Annotated in this window: 12 protein-coding genes; 5 read left to right on the forward strand and 7 right to left on the reverse strand. The window is 72.6% G+C overall.

Going from position 1 to position 16,840, the window contains the following annotated elements; all coding sequences use genetic code 11:
- The first annotated feature begins 18 nt into the window (after positions 1-18).
- Positions 19-1,347 carry an ATP-binding protein gene (locus AOQ37_RS01910; protein ID WP_199824914.1) on the forward strand — a complete coding sequence of 443 codons (1,329 nt, stop codon included), beginning with the start codon at positions 19-21 and terminating at the stop codon, positions 1,345-1,347.
- Positions 1,344-2,096: a LuxR C-terminal-related transcriptional regulator gene (locus AOQ37_RS01915; RefSeq protein ID WP_062640436.1), complete on the forward strand. Its 753-nt coding sequence runs from the start codon at positions 1,344-1,346 to the stop codon at positions 2,094-2,096. Before AOQ37_RS01910 ends, AOQ37_RS01915 begins: the two co-directional genes overlap by 4 nt.
- 13 nt (positions 2,097-2,109) lie before the next feature.
- Here AOQ37_RS01915 and AOQ37_RS01920 read toward each other — a convergent pair whose 3' ends face one another.
- On the reverse strand, positions 2,110-3,192 hold the full coding sequence (locus tag AOQ37_RS01920) for a C40 family peptidase (RefSeq protein ID WP_062640438.1): 1,083 nt from the start codon (positions 3,190-3,192) through the stop codon (positions 2,110-2,112).
- 460 nt (positions 3,193-3,652) lie between these two features.
- On the opposite strand from AOQ37_RS01920, the gene AOQ37_RS01925 reads away from it, so the two are divergent.
- Positions 3,653-4,006, forward strand: coding sequence for a hypothetical protein (locus tag AOQ37_RS01925; RefSeq protein ID WP_062640440.1), 354 nt, complete (start codon positions 3,653-3,655; stop codon positions 4,004-4,006).
- On the opposite strand, the gene AOQ37_RS01930 is transcribed toward AOQ37_RS01925, so the two are convergent.
- Complete coding sequence (locus tag AOQ37_RS01930) at positions 3,984-4,991, reverse strand: tellurite resistance/C4-dicarboxylate transporter family protein (protein WP_078889937.1); 1,008 nt, start codon at positions 4,989-4,991, stop codon at positions 3,984-3,986. The genes AOQ37_RS01925 and AOQ37_RS01930 overlap by 23 nt on opposite strands.
- Positions 4,992-5,427: 436 nt before the next feature.
- Positions 5,428-6,591 carry a C40 family peptidase gene (locus tag AOQ37_RS01935; RefSeq protein WP_062640444.1) on the reverse strand — a complete coding sequence of 388 codons (1,164 nt, stop codon included), beginning with the start codon at positions 6,589-6,591 and terminating at the stop codon, positions 5,428-5,430.
- 455 nt (positions 6,592-7,046) lie between these two features.
- On the opposite strand from AOQ37_RS01935, the gene pcrA reads away from it, so the two are divergent.
- Positions 7,047-9,551 carry a DNA helicase PcrA gene (gene pcrA, locus AOQ37_RS01940; protein ID WP_062640446.1) on the forward strand — a complete coding sequence of 835 codons (2,505 nt, stop codon included), beginning with the start codon at positions 7,047-7,049 and terminating at the stop codon, positions 9,549-9,551.
- Between the two features lie 117 nt (positions 9,552-9,668).
- Here the strand turns inward: pcrA and AOQ37_RS01945 are convergent, their stop codons facing one another.
- The gene (locus AOQ37_RS01945; protein WP_062640448.1) at positions 9,669-11,204 is read right to left on the reverse strand and encodes a M23 family metallopeptidase; all 1,536 of its coding nucleotides are present in this window, start codon (positions 11,202-11,204) and stop codon (positions 9,669-9,671) included.
- Positions 11,205-11,538: 334 nt separating this feature from the next.
- The gene (locus AOQ37_RS01950; RefSeq protein ID WP_062640450.1) at positions 11,539-12,534 is read right to left on the reverse strand and encodes an esterase/lipase family protein; all 996 of its coding nucleotides are present in this window, start codon (positions 12,532-12,534) and stop codon (positions 11,539-11,541) included.
- 500 nt (positions 12,535-13,034) lie between these two features.
- Here AOQ37_RS01950 and icmB point away from each other — a divergent pair, with 500 nt between their 5' ends.
- On the forward strand, positions 13,035-13,451 hold the full coding sequence (gene icmB, locus AOQ37_RS01955) for a coenzyme B12-dependent isobutyryl CoA mutase small subunit (RefSeq protein ID WP_020132112.1): 417 nt from the start codon (positions 13,035-13,037) through the stop codon (positions 13,449-13,451).
- A gap of 228 nt (positions 13,452-13,679) precedes the next feature.
- Here the strand turns inward: icmB and AOQ37_RS01960 are convergent, their stop codons facing one another.
- Together AOQ37_RS01960 and AOQ37_RS01965 are read right to left on the reverse strand one after the other, a co-directional pair.
- Positions 13,680-15,311 (reverse strand): DUF5691 domain-containing protein, encoded by a 1,632-nt coding sequence (locus AOQ37_RS01960; RefSeq protein WP_062640451.1) that lies wholly within the window; start codon positions 15,309-15,311, stop codon positions 13,680-13,682.
- A 67-nt stretch (positions 15,312-15,378) separates the two neighbouring features.
- Complete coding sequence (locus AOQ37_RS01965; RefSeq protein WP_062640454.1) at positions 15,379-16,731, reverse strand: SWIM zinc finger family protein; 1,353 nt, start codon at positions 16,729-16,731, stop codon at positions 15,379-15,381.
- Between the last annotated feature and the right edge of the window lie 109 nt (positions 16,732-16,840).

The raw sequence follows: 16,840 nt of genomic DNA on the forward strand, positions 1-16,840 counted from the left end.
TCTCGGGGGCGAACCCTGATGCCCGGGACCGGCGCCCGTGTGACCATCGTTGGCATGCCGGAAGCCGCAGCAGTGCCACTCGTCGAACCGCGGCCGCCGCGCAAGCTCTACCGCAGCAGTGACGGACGCTGGCTCGGTGGTGTGGCGCGGGGGCTCGCCGGGCATCTCGGGCTGCCCGTGGTGTGGGTGCGGCTCGTCTTCGCGGGCCTGTTCATGGCGGACGGTCTCGGCGCCCTGCTCTACGCGGCCTTCTGGTTCTTCGTACCGCTCGGGGTCGGCGGGGTCGGCGACCAGAAGCCCCCGGCGCTCGTCGGCACCGAGACCGCGCCCGACGGCCGTCGCAGACTCGTCGCCCGCAAGCCCGACAAGGGGCAGATCGTCGCGCTGCTCCTCATGGTCGTCGTCGCCATGGTCTTCGTGGGCAACGTGAATCTGGGCAGCGGCGCCAAGGCGTACCTGCTGCCCGCCGTCCTCGTCGGCGCGGGCGTCGCCCTGGTCTGGCGCCAGGCGGACAACGCGCGCCGGGCCCGCTGGGTCGAGGTCGGCCGCAGACGCCGCACGCTGACCCTCCTGCGGGCGGGCGCCGGCGTCCTGCTGGTCACGGCCGGTGTCTCCGGCATCTTCGTCCTCCAGGGCTCCGCCGCCCACCTCGGTTCGGTGCTCCAGGCGGCCCTCGCCGTCCTCGTCGGCATCACGCTCCTCGCCGGTCCGTACCTGGTCCGTATGACACAGGACCTCTCCGAGGAGCGTCTGATGCGCATCCGGGCCCAGGAGCGGGCGGAGGTCGCCGCCCATGTCCACGACTCGGTGCTGCACACCCTGACCCTGATCCAGCGCAACGCGGAGAACGCCGGGGAGGTACGCCGGCTCGCCCGCGCCCAGGAGCGCGACCTGCGCACCTGGCTCTACAAGCCCGAGGGCACCGGCAAGGAGGAAGCCGACGAGCCGACCACGGTCGCCGACGCCGTGCGACGCAACGCCGCCGAGGTCGAGGACAAGCACGGCGTCCCCATCGAGGTCGTCGTCGTCGGCGACTGCCCGCTCGACGAAGGGGTCGGGGCACAGATGCAGGCCGCGCGTGAGGCGATGGTGAACGCGGCCAAGTACGGTGGCGAGGGCGGCGCCGTGCAGGTCTACGCCGAAGTCGAGGGCAGGACGGTCTTCGTGTCCGTCCGGGACCGTGGCCCCGGCTTCGACCTCGACTCGATACCCGCCGACCGCATGGGCGTCAGAGAATCGATCATCGGCCGCATGGAGCGCCACGGCGGCACGGCGCGGCTGCGGGCCGTCCCGGGCGGCGGCACGGAGGTCGAACTGGAGATGGAGAGGGCGGAGAAGACGTCATGAGCGACCCGACCGACACGACCGGCACGAACAGCACAGGGGGAGCGGCGGAGGCGGCCGAGCCGGCGATGTCCGCCGGGGGCGCGGGCGGACGCCATGTGCGCGTGGTCCTCGTCGACGACCACCGCATGTTCCGTACGGGGGTGCAGGCCGAGATCGGCCGGACCGAGCAGACCGGCGTCGAGGTCGTCGGTGAGGCGGCCGACGTCGACCAGGCGGTCACGGTGATCACCGCGACCCGGCCCGAGGTGGTCCTCCTCGACGTCCATCTGCCGGGTGGCGGAGGCGTCGAAGTGTTGCGTCGCTGCGCTCCGTTGATGGCCGACGCCGAGCGGCCGGTGCGCTTCCTCGCCCTGTCCGTGTCGGACGCCGCTGAGGATGTGATCGGGGTGATCAGGGGAGGCGCCCGGGGTTATGTCACCAAGACGATCACCGGTACCGACCTGGTGGACTCGATCTTCCGGGTGCAGGAGGGCGACGCCGTCTTCTCGCCGCGCCTCGCCGGGTTCGTCCTCGACGCGTTCGCCTCGACGGACGCCCCGCCGGTGGACGAGGACATGGACCGTCTCACCCAGCGCGAGCGCGAGGTGCTGCGGCTCATCGCCCGCGGATACGCCTACAAGGAGATCGCCAAGCAGCTCTTCATCTCCGTCAAGACGGTCGAGTCGCATGTCTCGGCGGTGCTGCGCAAGCTCCAGCTCTCCAACCGGCACGAGCTGACCCGCTGGGCGACCGCGCGACGGCTGGTGTGAGGGACGGGCGGTCTCACACCACCCGGGTCGCGCCCGCGAAGGGCATCTCGTCGATCGGTGCCACGCGCACCGGAGCCGACGGGTTCGGTGCGTGGATCATCTGGCCGTCGCCGATGTAGAGGCCGACGTGGGTGATGCCGGAGTAGAAGAACACCAGGTCGCCCGGAAGGAGTTCGGAGCGGGAGACGCGCTGTCCGGCGCCGATCTGGGCGTAGGTCGTGCGGGGCAGGGAGACCCCGGCGGAGCGGTACGAGGCGAGCACGAGGCCCGAGCAGTCGAAGGCGTTCGGCCCGGTCGCGCCCCACACATAGGGACTGCCGAGCTTGGAGTAGGCGTAGGAAACGGCGTCCGCCGCTCGGGAGTTGGGGGCTTTGACGGTGGCGGAGCCGGCGGGCGGGAGGCTGTCGCGTCCGTCCGCCGAGGAGCGTGAGGCGCGGCCGCTCGCGGTGCCGCCGCCGCTCGTCGTCCCGCCGATCCGGGACCGTTCCTCCGCCGTCAGCCGGTTCAGCAGGCGGCGCGCCGCGTCCAGCTTGCCGGTGACCGTCTTCTTGTGGGTCCGCAGCTCGGCCTGGCGGGTCTTGAGCGAGGTCAGTTCGACACGCGCCGCGCCGCGCAGCTGCTCGATCTCCCGCAGCTGTCGGCGTACCTGGGTGACGGCGGCCGACTGGCGGTCCCCGGCGCGTTCGGCGAAGGCGGCGCCGTCGAGGTACCGGTCGGGATCGTCGGAGAGCGCCAGTTGCACGGCCGGGTCGAGCCCGGTGCTGCGGTACTGCGCGGCGGCCATCGAACCCAGCGTCTCCCGCGCCGTGTTGAGCTTCTCCTCCTTGCGGGCCGCCTGGTCCCGCAGGCTCTCCAGCCGCTGCTCGGCCGCCGTCGCCTTCTCCCGGGCGCCGTTGTACTTCTCGGTCGCCTCCTCGGCCTCCTGGTAGAGCTTCGCCACCTTCGCCTTGACCTGGGACGGAGTCAGGTTCGGTTCGGCCTGTCCGGTTCCGTCGAAGGCCGTCGCCGTCGCGGCGCCCGCGAGAGCGAGGGTGAACGCCGTGCGGGCCGTCTGGCCGCCGAGCGAGCGCTGTCGGGGCTTGCGGTGCGCTGCCACGTGGGACTGCACGTCCTTTCGTACGTCCGCCTCGTCCGCCGTACCGCCTCCGGAGAGCCGTCGGGGGAGCGGACGGACGGCCCCGGAGGGCGGCTGACGCGTCCGGCGACGGCCCGACAGGGGGAGCCGGCCGCCGCCGGACCTTCTCGGCGGTGGTGGCCGACTGCCGCCCCTGGCCCGGGCGGCGGTGGGGAGCCGGTCACCTGGGGGAGGACGCTAGGCCCGGGTGTGACGGTCCGGTAACGCGAAGTGCGGAAGTGACGCGAGCGGACCGCGTCATGATCGCAAATGCCCGGAAATCCGGACCCGGGCCGTCGGGTTCGGGCGACGCGCTGACCGAAACGACGATTTCGGGACACGGGGGAGCGGCTGAGTGCTATGGGACGCATATATGCAGCCGTCGCCGAAGGGGAGGGCCGGTGAGGGATGACCCCCGCACGGCTGACTAGCATCCGGCTTCATGGACCTACTCATCCATCTCTTCGTCGGCCTGCACATCATCGGCATCGCCGCGCTCCTCGGCGGCTTCCTCACGCAGCTGAAGGCGATGGGCCGGGGCACGGCCCGCTTCGTCCCCGCGATGCTCCACGGCGCGGCGACGATGCTGGTCACCGGCGTGATCCTGGTGGGCCTCAACCAGGCGGACGACCAGCACGTCAACAACATCAAGATCGGGGTGAAGCTGGCCCTGCTGATCGTGATCCTCGGCCTCGTCTATGTGAAGCGGGACGACGAGACGGTGGAGAAGCCCCTGTTCGGCCTGGTCGGACTGCTGACCGTGGCGAACGTCTTCATCGCGGTGCTCTGGACCTGACGGACGCCAGCGCCGTGGCCAGAGCCGCCGCGGCGACCACCAGCCACGCGGCCACGGCCACCCACAGCAGCACCTGCCCCGGCCCCTTCAGAGACGGCACATCGACGGCGGCGGCGACGGACAGGGTCGCCACCGCCGTCATCCCCATCGGGAAGACGGTCGCCCAGCGGCACATGTCGTAGCGCGGCCGCGGCCACCGCACCTCGGCGACGAGCAGGACGGCGTACCAGGCCAGGGAGAGCACCAGCAGCGCCACGGTCACCGTGCGCAGGACGCCGGTGTCGTCGGCGTTCCACAGGTACATGCCCCCGTCGTCCGCCGTGAGGAGTCGCGCCCCCGCCAGCGCCGAGATGGCGAGCGCGCCGCCCGCCACCCACTGGTCCCCGGCGCCCTCGGCCGGCTGCCGCGGGTCGAAGAGGGCGAGGGCGACGCCGTACAGCACGAGGCCGAGCCAGAACAGCACGAGCGCCGTGTGCGCGAGCCAGGCCGCCGCCTCCGCCTCGGCGAGGACCGCTCCCTGCACGGCGAGCCCCTGGGTGGCCACACAGCACAGGAACACCGTCCCCGGCATACCCCGCTTCCACCGCCGTACGACGGTCACGAGCAGCACGGGCCACAGCACCGCCGCCAGCGCCAGCAGCGCCTCCGAGAGGGTGTGCCGGCCGAGCGCGGAGAACCCCGTGCCGAGCACAGCCGTCGCCGCCACCGCGGTCATCGCGCCGGGCGTGCCCGCCTCGGTCAGCCACCGCTCGCGCCTGCGCACCAGCCGTACGGCGAAGTCCGCCGCCAGTGCCACCCATCCGACGCACGCCATCGCCAGGGTGACGCGGGACAGGACGTCGTACCCCGTCAGGTGCAGACCGATCGACATGATGCCGGTCGCCATGACCGCGGCCCCCGCCGCCGGTGGCCGCTGCGCCCACCAGACGAGGAACGGGGAGCCGGGGGAGGGCGCCGGCGACGGGAGGGCGGGGGAGCCTGGCATGCGGCCGATGCTAAGGAGCGCGGCGCGCCGCGGAAGCGGGGCACGCGCGGGCGCGCAGAAATACGCGCGGGTGCCGGGCGGTGGCCGCGGGCGCGGCATCACGGCATCTCCGCACCCGCGGGCACGCGCGCGCGTGCCTCCGGTGCGCCGGCCTGACGGACTTCAGCCGTGCTGGCCCGAAGCGTGCGGGCTTCTGCCGCGCGGGCTTCTGCCGTGCGGGTGCGCGCGGGCTTCTGCCGTGCGGGCCTGATGCGCGCGGGCCTGACGCGTGCGGGCCTCTGCCGCGCGGGCTTCTGCCGTGCGGGTGCCCGATGCGCGTGGGCTTCTGCCGTGCGGGCCCCACGCGCGCGTGCCCGATGCGTGCGGGGCTCTTGTCCTCTGTGCCTCACGCGTGCCCGTGGGGCGCCCGGGCGCGGGAGGCTCGGGGAGCGTGTACTCAGGCGGGGCGCACCACGCTGTGGATGCTCGACTCGCCGTCGTAGAAGACCGACTCCTCGCGGACGTACGCGCCCGGCTTCGGCGCGTGGATCATCATGCCGTTGCCGATGTAGACGCCGACATGGCTGACGTCGTCGTAGAAGAAGATCAGGTCACCGGGCAGGGCGTCGGCGAGGGAGACCGTGGTGCCCGCGGTGACCTGGTCGTAGGTGGTGCGCGGAAGGGTGACGCCGGCGGCCTTCCAGGCGGCCTGGGTGAGACCGGAGCAGTCGTAGGAGTCGGGGCCGGTCGCACCCCAGACGTACGGCTTGCCGATCTGCGCGCGGGCGAAGGCGAGGGCCTTGTCGGCCTTCGTGGCGTACGAGGGGTCCCCGGCGGAGGAGGGCGCGGTCGAGGACGCCCCGGTCTCCGTTGACGTGCCGCCGCTCTCCTGCCCGCCCGCGGCCTGCTCGGCCGCCTGCTGCCGGGCCAGCTCCGCCGCCCGGCGCGCGGCCTCCTCCTGCCGCTGCTTCTCGATCGCCGCGAGGCGCGCCTTCTCCTGGGCCGTCAGCCGGGACAGCAGCTCGCGCGCGTCGGCGAGCTTCTTCTGAACGGTGGCCTTGGCGGTCTTGAGGTCGCTCTGCGAGTCGGTGAGCGTCGCGAGGCTCTCGGCGGCCTCCTGGCGCTGTTTCATCGTCGCGGCCCGCTCGGTGACGTAGTCGTCGACCGCGCCCTTCCGGCGCTCGGTCAGCCGGCTCATCAGGTGGTTCTGGTCGAAGTAGTCCTGCGGGGTGTCCGCGAGCAGGAAGGACGCCGTGTCGGGTGCGGAGGCGCCGGTGCGGTACTGGGCCGCGGCGTAGGAACCCAGCTCCTCCCGCGCCTCGTTGAGCTTCTGGGTGCGCCGCGCGACGCCGTCCAGGAGGCCGTCGACGAGTTTGCGCTGCTTGGTCGTCTTCTCCTTGGCGGCGTTGTAGTTCTCGGTCGCCGACTCGGCCTGGCGGTAGAGGTCGTCGACCTTCTTCTCGACCTCCTCCAGACTCGGCTTGCCGTCGTCCGACGGCGCGGCGTTCGCCGTCTGGGAGAGCAGGGCCACGGACGTGAGGGCGGCGGTGGCGAGGGCGGGGGTGCGTATGCCCGTCACGCGCGTGCCCGCGGAGCGCGGCTTGCGGTGCTGCGACGCCAAGGGAGGCGACTCCTTCCAGTGCTCCGCCTGCCGGGTCAGCGGTGGGGGGTCCCCGCCAGGCCGGTCAGGCGCTGGGGGAGGTTCGGGCAGGTGTGTCGGAAGGGTTGCCCTACGGCCCGTCCCCGAAGGGGCGTCGGGCCGATTCACCCCGAGATCTCGGTGGGTCCCCGGTTCCGTCGGCGTGAGCGGACGCGTCGGACTCGGCGGAGGCCGTGCGGTCCGGCGGGGTTCGCCGGTGGGGGTCCTACGGCCTGCTCGGCACGGTAGCCAACTCGTGTGGTCCGTGTGAAGGTTGTCGGGCGATATGCCCGATACATTTTCGTGACCTTCGGTCGGCGGTCCATGTCGCCGTCCCACGGGTCGCGGATCGTGACAGGGGCGTCCCGGAGGGTGAGTGGGGAGATGTTCCGGGACGGCGGCGGGTTGTCAGTGGCGCCCTCTAGACTCGGAGGGCGATGAGCAGCCTCTTTGACGACAGCTTCCTGGCGAACCTCCAGGGCCCCCGCGCCCATGAGGAGGAACCCCCGCCACCGCCCGAGGACGATCACGGACCGGAGTCGGTTCCGGACGATCTGTTCGGCGGGAAGTTCGACGTGCCCCCCGACCGGGACACCCACTACCGCGGCGGCGCCCCGCGCCCCGTCCTGGACGCGGCCGCACTCCTGGAGGGGCTGAACGACAACCAGCGCGCGGCCGTCACCCACGCCGGCTCCCCGCTGCTCATCGTGGCCGGCGCCGGCTCCGGCAAGACGCGCGTGCTCACCCACCGCATCGCCCACCTCCTCGCCGAGCGGCAGGTGCACCCGGGACAGATCCTCGCGATCACCTTCACCAACAAGGCCGCGGGCGAGATGAAGGAGCGCGTCGAAGCGCTCGTCGGCCCGCGCGCGAACGCGATGTGGGTGATGACCTTCCACAGTTCGTGCGTGCGCATCCTGCGCCGCGAGAGCAAGCGGCTCGGCTTCACGTCCTCGTTCTCGATCTACGACGCCGCCGACTCCAAGCGCCTGATGGCCCTGGTCTGCCGCGACCTGGACCTCGACCCCAAGCGCTACCCGCCCAAGTCCTTCAGCGCCAAGATCAGCAACCTGAAGAACGAGTTGATCGACGAGGAGGACTTCGCCGCCCAGGCCGCCGACGGCTTCGAGAAGACCCTCGCCCAGGCCTACGCGATGTACCAGTCGCGGCTGCGCGAGGCCAACGCCCTCGACTTCGACGACCTGATCATGACGACGGTCAATCTGCTGCGCGCCTTCCCGGACGTCGCCGAGCACTACCGCCGCCGGTTCCGGCACGTCCTGGTCGACGAGTACCAGGACACCAACCACGCCCAGTACGCCCTCGTGCGCGAGCTGGTCGGCACCTCCGAGCACCCCGTCGACGTCCCCCCGGGCGAGTACGACGTGCCGCCCGCCGAACTCTGCGTCGTAGGTGACGCCGACCAGTCGATCTACGCCTTCCGCGGCGCGACGATCCGCAACATCCTCCAGTTCGAGGAGGACTACCCGGACGCGACGACGATCCTGCTGGAGCAGAACTACCGCTCCACGCAGACGATCCTGTCCGCCGCCAACGCCGTCATCGAGCGCAACGAGTCCCGCCGCCCCAAGAACCTGTGGACCAACGCGGGCGCGGGCGCGCGGATCACCGGCTACGTCGCCGACACCGAGCACGACGAGGCGCAGTTCGTCGCCGACGAGATAGACCGGCTGACGGACGCGGGTGACGCGAAGGCGGGCGATGTCGCCGTCTTCTACCGCACCAACGCCCAGTCCCGTGTCTTCGAGGAGATCTTCATCCGCGTCGGCCTGCCCTACAAGGTCGTCGGCGGGGTCCGCTTCTACGAGCGCAAGGAGGTCCGGGACGTCCTGGCCTACCTGCGTGTGCTGGCCAACCCGGAGGACTCGGTGCCGCTGCGCCGGATCCTCAACGTGCCCAAGCGCGGCATCGGCGACCGTGCCGAGGCGATGATCGACGCCCTCTCCCAGCGCGAGAAGATCAGCTTCCCGCAGGCCCTGAAGCGCGTCGACGAGGCCTACGGCATGGCCTCGCGGTCGACGAACGCCGTGAAGCGGTTCAACGCGCTGATGGAGGAGCTCCGCACGATCGTCGAGTCCGGCGCCGGTCCGGCGACGGTCCTGGAGGCGGTGCTCGAACGCACCGGCTACCTCGCCGAGTTGCAGGCCTCCACCGACCCGCAGGACGAGACTCGGATCGAGAACCTCCAGGAACTCGCCGCCGTCGCCCTGGAGTTCGAGCAGGAGGCCGCCGCGGCGGAGGGCGAGAGCGAGGGCACGGCCCCGGTCGGACTCTCCGAGTTCCTCGAGCGGGTCGCCCTGGTCGCCGACTCCGACCAGATCCCCGACGAGGAGGAGGACGGTTCGGGCGTCATCACCCTGATGACCCTGCACACCGCCAAGGGACTCGAGTTCCCGGTCGTGTTCCTCACCGGCATGGAGGACGGCGTCTTCCCGCACATGCGCGCCCTCGGCCAGACCAAGGAGCTCGAGGAGGAGCGCCGCCTGGCGTACGTCGGCATCACCCGCGCGCGGGAGCGGCTCTACCTGACGAGGTCCGCACTGCGCAGCGCCTGGGGACAGCCGTCGTACAACCCGCCCTCCCGGTTCCTGGAGGAGATCCCGCCGACGCATGTGGACTGGAAGCGGACGGGGGCGACCGTGCCCGTGTCCTCCGGTCCCGTCTCCGGCGTGGCGGCTTCGCTGTCCTCGTCCCGCTCGCGTTCCTCGGCCGCCGGCGCGTCCGGCTTCGCGACGCGCCGGTCCGCCGACAAGCCGGTGGTCTCGCTGGCCGTCGGAGACCGTGTCACCCACGACCAGTTCGGTCTCGGCACGGTCGTCGGGGTGAAGGGCACGGGCGCGAACGCGGAGGCGACGGTCGACTTCGGCGACGTCAAGCCGAAGCGTCTGCTGCTGCGGTACGCGCCGGTGGAGAAGCTGTAGGTGCAGAACCTGTAGGTGCAGAAGCTGTAGGTGCGCACGCTGTAGGCGCAGGAGTCGTGGCGCAGCAGTGAGCCCCCGCTGCGACAGCGGGGGCCCGGAGCGCGAAAGGCGTTCAGGTCACGTCGGGTTGAGTCCGTGGCTGCGCAGCCACGGCAGCGGGTCGATCGCGGAGCCGCCCGCGGGCCGGACCTCGAAGTGCAGGTGCGGGCCGGTGGAGTTGCCGGAGTTGCCGGAGTACGCGATCGGGTCGCCGGCCTTGACCGTCGTACCGGAGGAGACGCGGTAGCTGGAGAGGTGGCAGTACCAGGTCTCCGTGCCGTCCTTCGCCGTCACGATCATCATGTTGCCGTAGGCGCTGTTCCACTGCGTCCGTACGGTGCCGTCGGTGGCCGCCATCACGGTCGTGCCGTAGGAGACGGGGAAGTCGATACCGGTGTGCTGGGACATCCAGTTGATGCCGGCCTGGCCGAAGTAGGCGCTGAGGCCGTGCTGCGAGACCGGAAGGGCGTACTTGGGGCGCAGCCGCTCCTTGCGGGCCGCCTCGGCCGCCGCCTTCTTCTTCTCGGCTTCCTGCTGCGTCTTCAGGTCGAGACGTTCCTGCGTCCGGCTGGCCCGGTCGGCGAAGTCGTCGGCCTCCGCGCTGAGGGTCTCGAGCTGGGCGTCCAGCTTGTTGTTGGCGGCGGACGGTTTCACCGGCTGCGCGTCCGCGGCGGAGGCCGTGGTGTCCTTGTCGTCGCCGCCGGTCAGCGAGCCGACCGAGGCCGCGGCGATACCGGCGACTCCCATCACGCACACCGAGGGCACGGCCACGGTCAGCAGCGCGGAGCGCTTCGCGGGCATCCGGCGCCGGGAACGGTTCGCGTTGCGGGCGGCAGCCCGCCCGCCGGGCGCGGGGACCGGAACCGGGGCGGCCTCCTCCTGGTCGTCGAGGAGGGGCAGCGGAGCGCCGTCCGACGACTCGCCCTCGGCAGGGGCGTGTTCGTCCTGCCCGACCTGCTCGAAGGTGGCGGTGGCCAGCTGGTCGAACGGGACCTCGGCCTGCTGCTCGTGCTCGTCGGCGCTCTGGCGGTCGGTCTCGCCGCCGTCGGAGTTCCACTGGGTGGCGTCGTAGGCGCCGGTGTCGAAGGCCTGCGTGCCCCATTCCCACTGCTGGGTCCGGTCGGCGGCCGGGCTCACGGCTCCGTCGGGCTGGAGCCAGGCGCTCGCGTCCCACTGGCCACTGGCATCCGGTGCCGTGCCCTGCGGCGGAACGGCGTTCAGCTGCTGGTGGTGGTCGGGGGACCAGGCGGTGGTCTCGTACGCGCCCGTGTCGTAGGCGGCGTGGTGCTGGGCCGCGTACCCGTCGTAGTTCAGGGTCTGGTGACTGCCCGTGTCCGGGGCCTGGTGGCTGCCGGTGCCCCATTGGGTGGTGTCGTACGTGCCGGTCGCGAGATTCGTGCCGTCGTCCGGGAGCGCGCCGAAGAGCGGGTCGGCCTGCGCGAAGTGGCCGCCGGCGTGGGCGCCGGCGTCGAAGGCGCCGGTCTCGTAGCGCTGGTACGTGGTGAAGCCGTCGTACTGGGCTTCCTGGGTGCCGTACGACGCGTAGTGCGCCGAAGCGGCGTCGGAAGCCGGGGTCGGGGTGGTCATGATCCCCGACGGGTGACGGTCGTTCACCAACTTCTCTTTCGCCGACAACAGGGGCTGCCAGAGCAGTGCGGCGACTGTACCCGGCAGTACGCGGGCACGACAATCTTCCGCAGGTTTCGTGCCTGCGGGAAAGGGGCATTCGGCCGTGTTTCGGGGGACGACGGGCGTGGGTTTGGCTCTACGTTCGAATGGCGTTCGATATGAGGTGAGGTTCGGACGGCCGTCAGGGGGCCCGCGGGGCCGACGGTGGCGGTGTCACGGGGTGAGCCGGAAGTGAGCCGCGGGTGAGTCGGGTGGGTGTGCTCGGGGGAGCTGGGGTCGGTCGGGGGTGTCCGCGGGGCGTGTGGGACAGGGGGCGGTGTCAGGCCACGGTGAGGCCGTCGGTCTGAGGACCCGTACGGGTCGCGGCTCGGCCGCCGGTCCGAGCGCCGGTCGACGCCCCCGCGGGCGCCGTGTCGAGGGCCTGCCGTATGCCGGTGGCGACGGCCGGGTGGACGGGCAGGGCGAGGTGGCCGATCCCGGTCACCCGGACGTTCTGCACCAACAGGTCGGGATGGTCGACGCAGGCCGACTCCAGCGGGTCCATGAGGTGGTCGAGGTCGCTCCAGAAGCTGACGAACTGCGTCCGGCAGCCCGGCGCCGGCCGGGAGAGCTCCTCGATCAGCTCGGAGCCCGGGCGCATCTGGCGCACGATCGGATGGGCGTTCGCCAGCGGCGCCACCCGGGTGCCGGAGTGCGGGGTGCCCAGCGTGACCAGGGTCCTGACCCTGCCGTCACCGCCCAGCCGCTGCACGTAGTAGCGGGCGATGAGGCCGCCCAGGCTGTGTCCGACCACATCGACCTGCGCGCTGCCGGTGCGCTCGCAGATCTCCTCGATGTGCCGGCCGAGCAACTCGGCGGCCGTCCGGATGTCGCAGGTCAGGGGGGAGTAGTTGAGCGACTCCACCCGGTGCCTGCCGTGCTGGGCCAGGCTGCGGCGCAGCAGGACGAACACGGAACGGTTGTCGATGAACCCGTGCAGCAGGACGACCGGGAGCGGTGCCTTGGTCGGCAGCTGTGCCGGGTCGGCGACGCCGGCCGCCCTGGGCAGCGCCGGGCGGGCCGCGGCGCGGCGCTCCTGGACGATGCCGGACGGATAGAGGAGCAGGTGGCCCGCGAGGATCGCCAGATCCAGCGCGGTCGCCTTGAGCAGGGTCAGGGAGAGTCCGGCCAGTCTGCTGGGCAGTCCGGGAAGGCCGGGGAGTCCTGGGAGGTTCGGCAGGGTGGAGAGGTTGAGGATGCCCGGAAGGGTCCGCAGGTCCGGCAGCAGACGCTGGCACAGCGGAAAAAAGGGCTGAAGTGCCCGGGTGACCTTCATGGCCGACCTCCTGTCGGCACGCTGAGGACTTCTCTGTCCCCCGTGTGCCCTCGTGGAAGTCGCGGTGGAGGAGGTCGATCGGGCACGGCAGGGAGTGGGGCGGGTACGGCCTGGAGTGCGGGGCGTGTACGGCTTGTGTGACACCCGTTACACCGATGACGTCACAAGGAGCCCTGCCGGTCTGGCGACGAGGCTCCCCGCTGTCGTGCCTTACCTGTCCTACGTGCCCATCGTGCCTTCCGATGCGCCGTACCGCCACGCCAGCGGCCTGTGGCGTGGGGACGACGACCTCTCTGCGGCTCCCGGTGCGCCTGTTCCCCCGTGGCGCGGGGGGACGGTGCGCGGTGAAAGTGTCCCTTCGTGTGATTTCCCCCTCGGTCCACACCGTGAAACTGCCGGTTGCGGGATGCTGGCGATAACGTTCGTTCACTTCCCCGGGCGGTCTGGCACGGGGTGTCCGTGCCGTTGAGGATGGACGTAGTCGCTTCATGGAGGCAGTGATGGGTGTGGCAGCCGGTCCGATCCGCGTGGTGGTGGCCAAGCCGGGGCTCGACGGCCACGATCGCGGGGCCAAGGTGATCGCGCGGGCGCTGCGTGACGCCGGTATGGAGGTCATCTACACCGGGCTCCACCAGACGCCCGAGCAGATCGTCGGCACGGCGATCCAGGAGGACGCCGACGCGATCGGTCTGTCCATCCTGTCCGGGGCCCACAACACGCTGTTCGCCGCGGTGATCGAGCTGCTGAAGGAGCGGGACGCGGCGGACATCCTGGTGTTCGGCGGGGGCATCATTCCGGAGGCGGACATCGCGCCGTTGAAGGAGAAGGGGGTCGCGGAGATCTTCACGCCGGGGGCGACCACCGCGTCCATCGTCGACTGGGTTCGGGCGAACGTGCGGCAGCCTGCCGGCGCGTAGGTCTTTCTGCGGGGGTTGTGCGGGTGGGTCGGGGTGACGGTGCCTGGGGGCGCTGCCCCCAGACCCCCGATCGGCCCTGAACGGGCCTCGTCCTCAAGCGCCGGACGGGCTGGACATGCGGGCCGGCGCTCCTCAGGTGCCGGGTGTGCTGGATGTGCGGGCCTCGTCTTCGATCGCCGGGTGGGCTGGTTACGCGAGTCGGCGTTCCTGAGGTGCCGGGCAGGCTGGTCACGCGGGGCGGTGTTGCTGAGGTGCTTGCAGTTCTTGGGTCATGGTTGCTCGTAGGCGCAGGGTTCTTCCCAGGCGTTGGAATGCTTCCGCCCAGTAGCCGCCGGCGCCGGGGGACGCGTCCTCCGGTTCGTCCGGGACCGCCAGGAGGGCGTCCAGGTGGGTTGCCTCCTCGGGGTCCAGGCAGCGTTCGGCCAGGCCCATGACCCCGCTGAAGCTCCAGGGGTAACTGCCCGCGTCCCGGGCGATGTTGAGCGCGTCCACGACGGAACGGCCGAGTGGTGTCGCCCAGGGCACCGGGCAGACGCCGAGCAGTTGGAAGGCCTCCGAGAGGCCGTGGGCCGCGATGAAACCGGCGACCCAGTCGGCCCGCTCGGCAGCCGGGAGGGTGCCCAGCAGCTTGGCCCGCTCGGCCAGCGAGACCGCGCCGGGCCCGCCCGCGCCGGGTGCCGACGGCACCCCGAGCAGCGCCCGCGACCAGTCGGCGTCGCGCTGGCGGACGGCGGCCCGGCACCACGCCGCGTGCAGTTCGCCCAGCCAGTCGTCGGCCACCGGCAACGCCACGATCTGCTCCGGCGTACGGCCGCCCAGGCGCGCCCGCCAGGTGGCGAGCGGGGCCGCCTCCATCAGCTGGCCGAACCACCAGGACCGCTCGCCCCGGCCGGGCGGCGCCTTGGCCGACACACCGTCGCGTTCCATGGCCGCGTCGCACTCGTGCGGGGCCTCCACGAGGAGGGTCGGTGTGTCCCCGGTGTGGTCGACGGCCACGCACGCCCCGGCCCGGACCGCCATCCGGGCGGCGAGCGCGGAACCCGGCAGCGCCGAGAGCAGCTCCGCCGCGGTGGCCCGCACATTGCGGCTCCGGTCCGTCAGGGCCTGTTCCAGGAAGGGCTCGTCGCGTGGTCCGAGGCCGGCGCGCAGCGAGTCGAGGAACATCAGCCGGTCCTCGGCCCGTTCCGTCGACCAGGTCGCGGACAGCAGTGCGCGGGCCGCGTCGGGGTCCTGGCGGCGGATCGACGCCAGGAGGGCGACCCGCTCGGCGAACAGGCCCTCCTGCCAGAGCGTGCGGGTGCGTTCGGTCTCCGTCGGCCCGGGCAGCGAGGCGCCGCCGCCGGGTGCCGCGCGCAGGGCGAACCGCCAGTCGGGGTTCAGCCGGGCCAGCCACAGGGCGCGCGGACCGGCGAACTCCAGCGCCGCCGGGCGCAGGTCCGTACGCCCGCGGGCCGCGTCCAGCAAGGCGGGGAGGGACTCGGCGGGCGCGGCGAACCCCCGGGCGTTCACCGCCGTCAGCCACTGGGGCAGCAGCTCCATGAGATCCGGCGCGGTGCCTCTGCGGCCGCCCGCGCCGGTGCCGGGCCGGTCGGCCAGCAGGAAGGCGAGCCGGCGGGCCGCGGCGACGGGCAGTGCCGGACGCGGGTCCTCGGCGGCCGGCGTCGGCCGGGGGGCCGCCCGGCCCGGGCGCAGACCGACCCGGCGGCGGACGGTCTCGGCGGCCGCCGCGTCCAGCAGGGCGGCCGGAGCGGCCCGGCCGGGGGCCGCGCCCGGGGGTGTGCGGCGGTCCGTGCCGAGAAGCGCGGCGGTGACCAGGTCCTCCCATGCGGGCGGCGGGGGGAGGGGCGAAGTGGCGTTCACGAGGCTCCCTTCTGCTGTCGTCGTCGTGGGGTGCCGGTGCGGCCGTCGGCCCGGCCGCGGGTTTCCTTCAGCACAGGCGTACCGCCTCTCCCGCGCCCGTCGGCCAGGCCGTCAGCGGGGTGAAGCCGCGATGGCCGCACTCACCGAAGACCCGGACGGGGGCGCCGCCCGAGAGGGCGACCAGGCGCCACAGGCCGGGGCGGGAGACCGCGGCGGGGGTGAGCGGCAGCGCCGTGGCGCCTTCGGCGTCGGCCAGTTGCCAGGAGTCGCCGTCCGGGGTCGGCACGACGTCGTCCAGCGTCACCGGGACGGACTCCAGCCAGGGGTCGTGGCGCAGGATCTCGCCGTAGCGGGCGGTCGCCTCGGTCGTGGTCACACCCGGGGGACGGGTCCCGGTGAGGACGGGCGGTGCGAACTGCTCACCGAGCGACGCCCGTTGTCCTCCGGCGCCCGGGTGGGCGGACAGTTCGGCGTCCAGGGCGAGGCCGACGGGCAGGGTCAGCTCCGGTGCGCGGCCCGCCGCTCCGTAGGAGAGGAGGAGCGCCGTGAGGCCCGAGGCGGTGCCGTACAGCCAGATACGGCGGGTCGTCAGTTTCGGGTCGGGCGTGTCGTACTGGGCGAGCACCAGCCAGTGGTCGCGGACCGGCGGGCCCGTCGCCGAGGACGGCAGGCCCACGCGGGCCCGGACCGTCGCCGCCAGGGCGTCCGGCAGCCGCTCACGGTGCAGCCAGCCCTGGTCCAGGAGGTGGAGCAGCGCGCACTCCTCCAGCAGCCGCGCCGGCCAGTCCGCCCCGGATCCGGCGACCGCCCCCAACTCCCGCACGCGCGAGGCCAGTCCGGGTGCCTGGGCGTCGACCATGCGGGCCGCCGTCTCCTCCCACAGCGCGTACCCGGACTGCTCGGCCGTGGCGAGGCCCGAGCGCAGGAGGTCGGCGAGCCGTTCCTCCAGCTCCGTCGCCCCCGAGGTGATGCGCTCGGCGCGCCGCTCCGCCCGGCGCCGCGCCCCCTCCGGATCGGCGGGGCCGGACCCCGAACCCGCGGGCCCCGCCTCCCCCTTCTCCGCCGTCCGCCTGCGCCCGGCGATCCACTGCTCGGCCCAGTCCGGTGCCCGCCCCACCGGCAGCGCCGCCTCGCCGCCCGACCAGAGCAGCAGCAGCCCGAGCGCGTGCTTGCAGGGGAACTTGCGGCTCGGACAACTGCACCGGTACGCCGGAGCGGCACCGGCCGCCGTGTCGACGACCGTCCGGTACGGTGCGCCGCCGCTGCCCTCGCACAGACCCCACACCGCCCCCTCCCGCGAACTGCCCGTGCCCGACCACGGACCGGCCGTGCCGAGTTTGCTTCCCGCTTTGCGTGACGTGGAGTCAGGCGCCAGTGCCAGCACCTGGTCCGCCGTCCAGCGCACCCCCTGCTGAGTCATGCCATCGAAGGTAGATCCCCCCACTGACAATCGGTCCGGCGAGCACCCGCAGGCCGTCCGACGACCCCCCGTCCGCGGGCGGCCGGGAGGACGTTTTCGCAGGTCGGAT

It is taken from the genome of Streptomyces maremycinicus (genome assembly GCF_001184025.1).
Classification (GTDB): Bacteria; Actinomycetota; Actinomycetes; order Streptomycetales; family Streptomycetaceae; genus Streptomyces; species Streptomyces maremycinicus.

Coding starts and splice junctions, on each gene's coding strand:
- AOQ37_RS01930 (WP_078889937.1), bottom strand. CDS start 4,991: ATGCCAGGCTCCCCCGCCCTCCCGTCGCCGGCGCCCTCCCCCGGCTCC.
- AOQ37_RS01915 (WP_062640436.1), top strand. CDS start 1,344: ATGAGCGACCCGACCGACACGACCGGCACGAACAGCACAGGGGGAGCG.
- pcrA (WP_062640446.1), top strand. CDS start 7,047: ATGAGCAGCCTCTTTGACGACAGCTTCCTGGCGAACCTCCAGGGCCCC.
- AOQ37_RS01925 (WP_062640440.1), top strand. CDS start 3,653: ATGGACCTACTCATCCATCTCTTCGTCGGCCTGCACATCATCGGCATC.
- AOQ37_RS01965 (WP_062640454.1), bottom strand. CDS start 16,731: ATGACTCAGCAGGGGGTGCGCTGGACGGCGGACCAGGTGCTGGCACTG.
- AOQ37_RS01950 (WP_062640450.1), bottom strand. CDS start 12,534: ATGAAGGTCACCCGGGCACTTCAGCCCTTTTTTCCGCTGTGCCAGCGT.
- icmB (WP_020132112.1), top strand. CDS start 13,035: ATGGGTGTGGCAGCCGGTCCGATCCGCGTGGTGGTGGCCAAGCCGGGG.
- AOQ37_RS01910 (WP_199824914.1), top strand. CDS start 19: ATGCCCGGGACCGGCGCCCGTGTGACCATCGTTGGCATGCCGGAAGCC.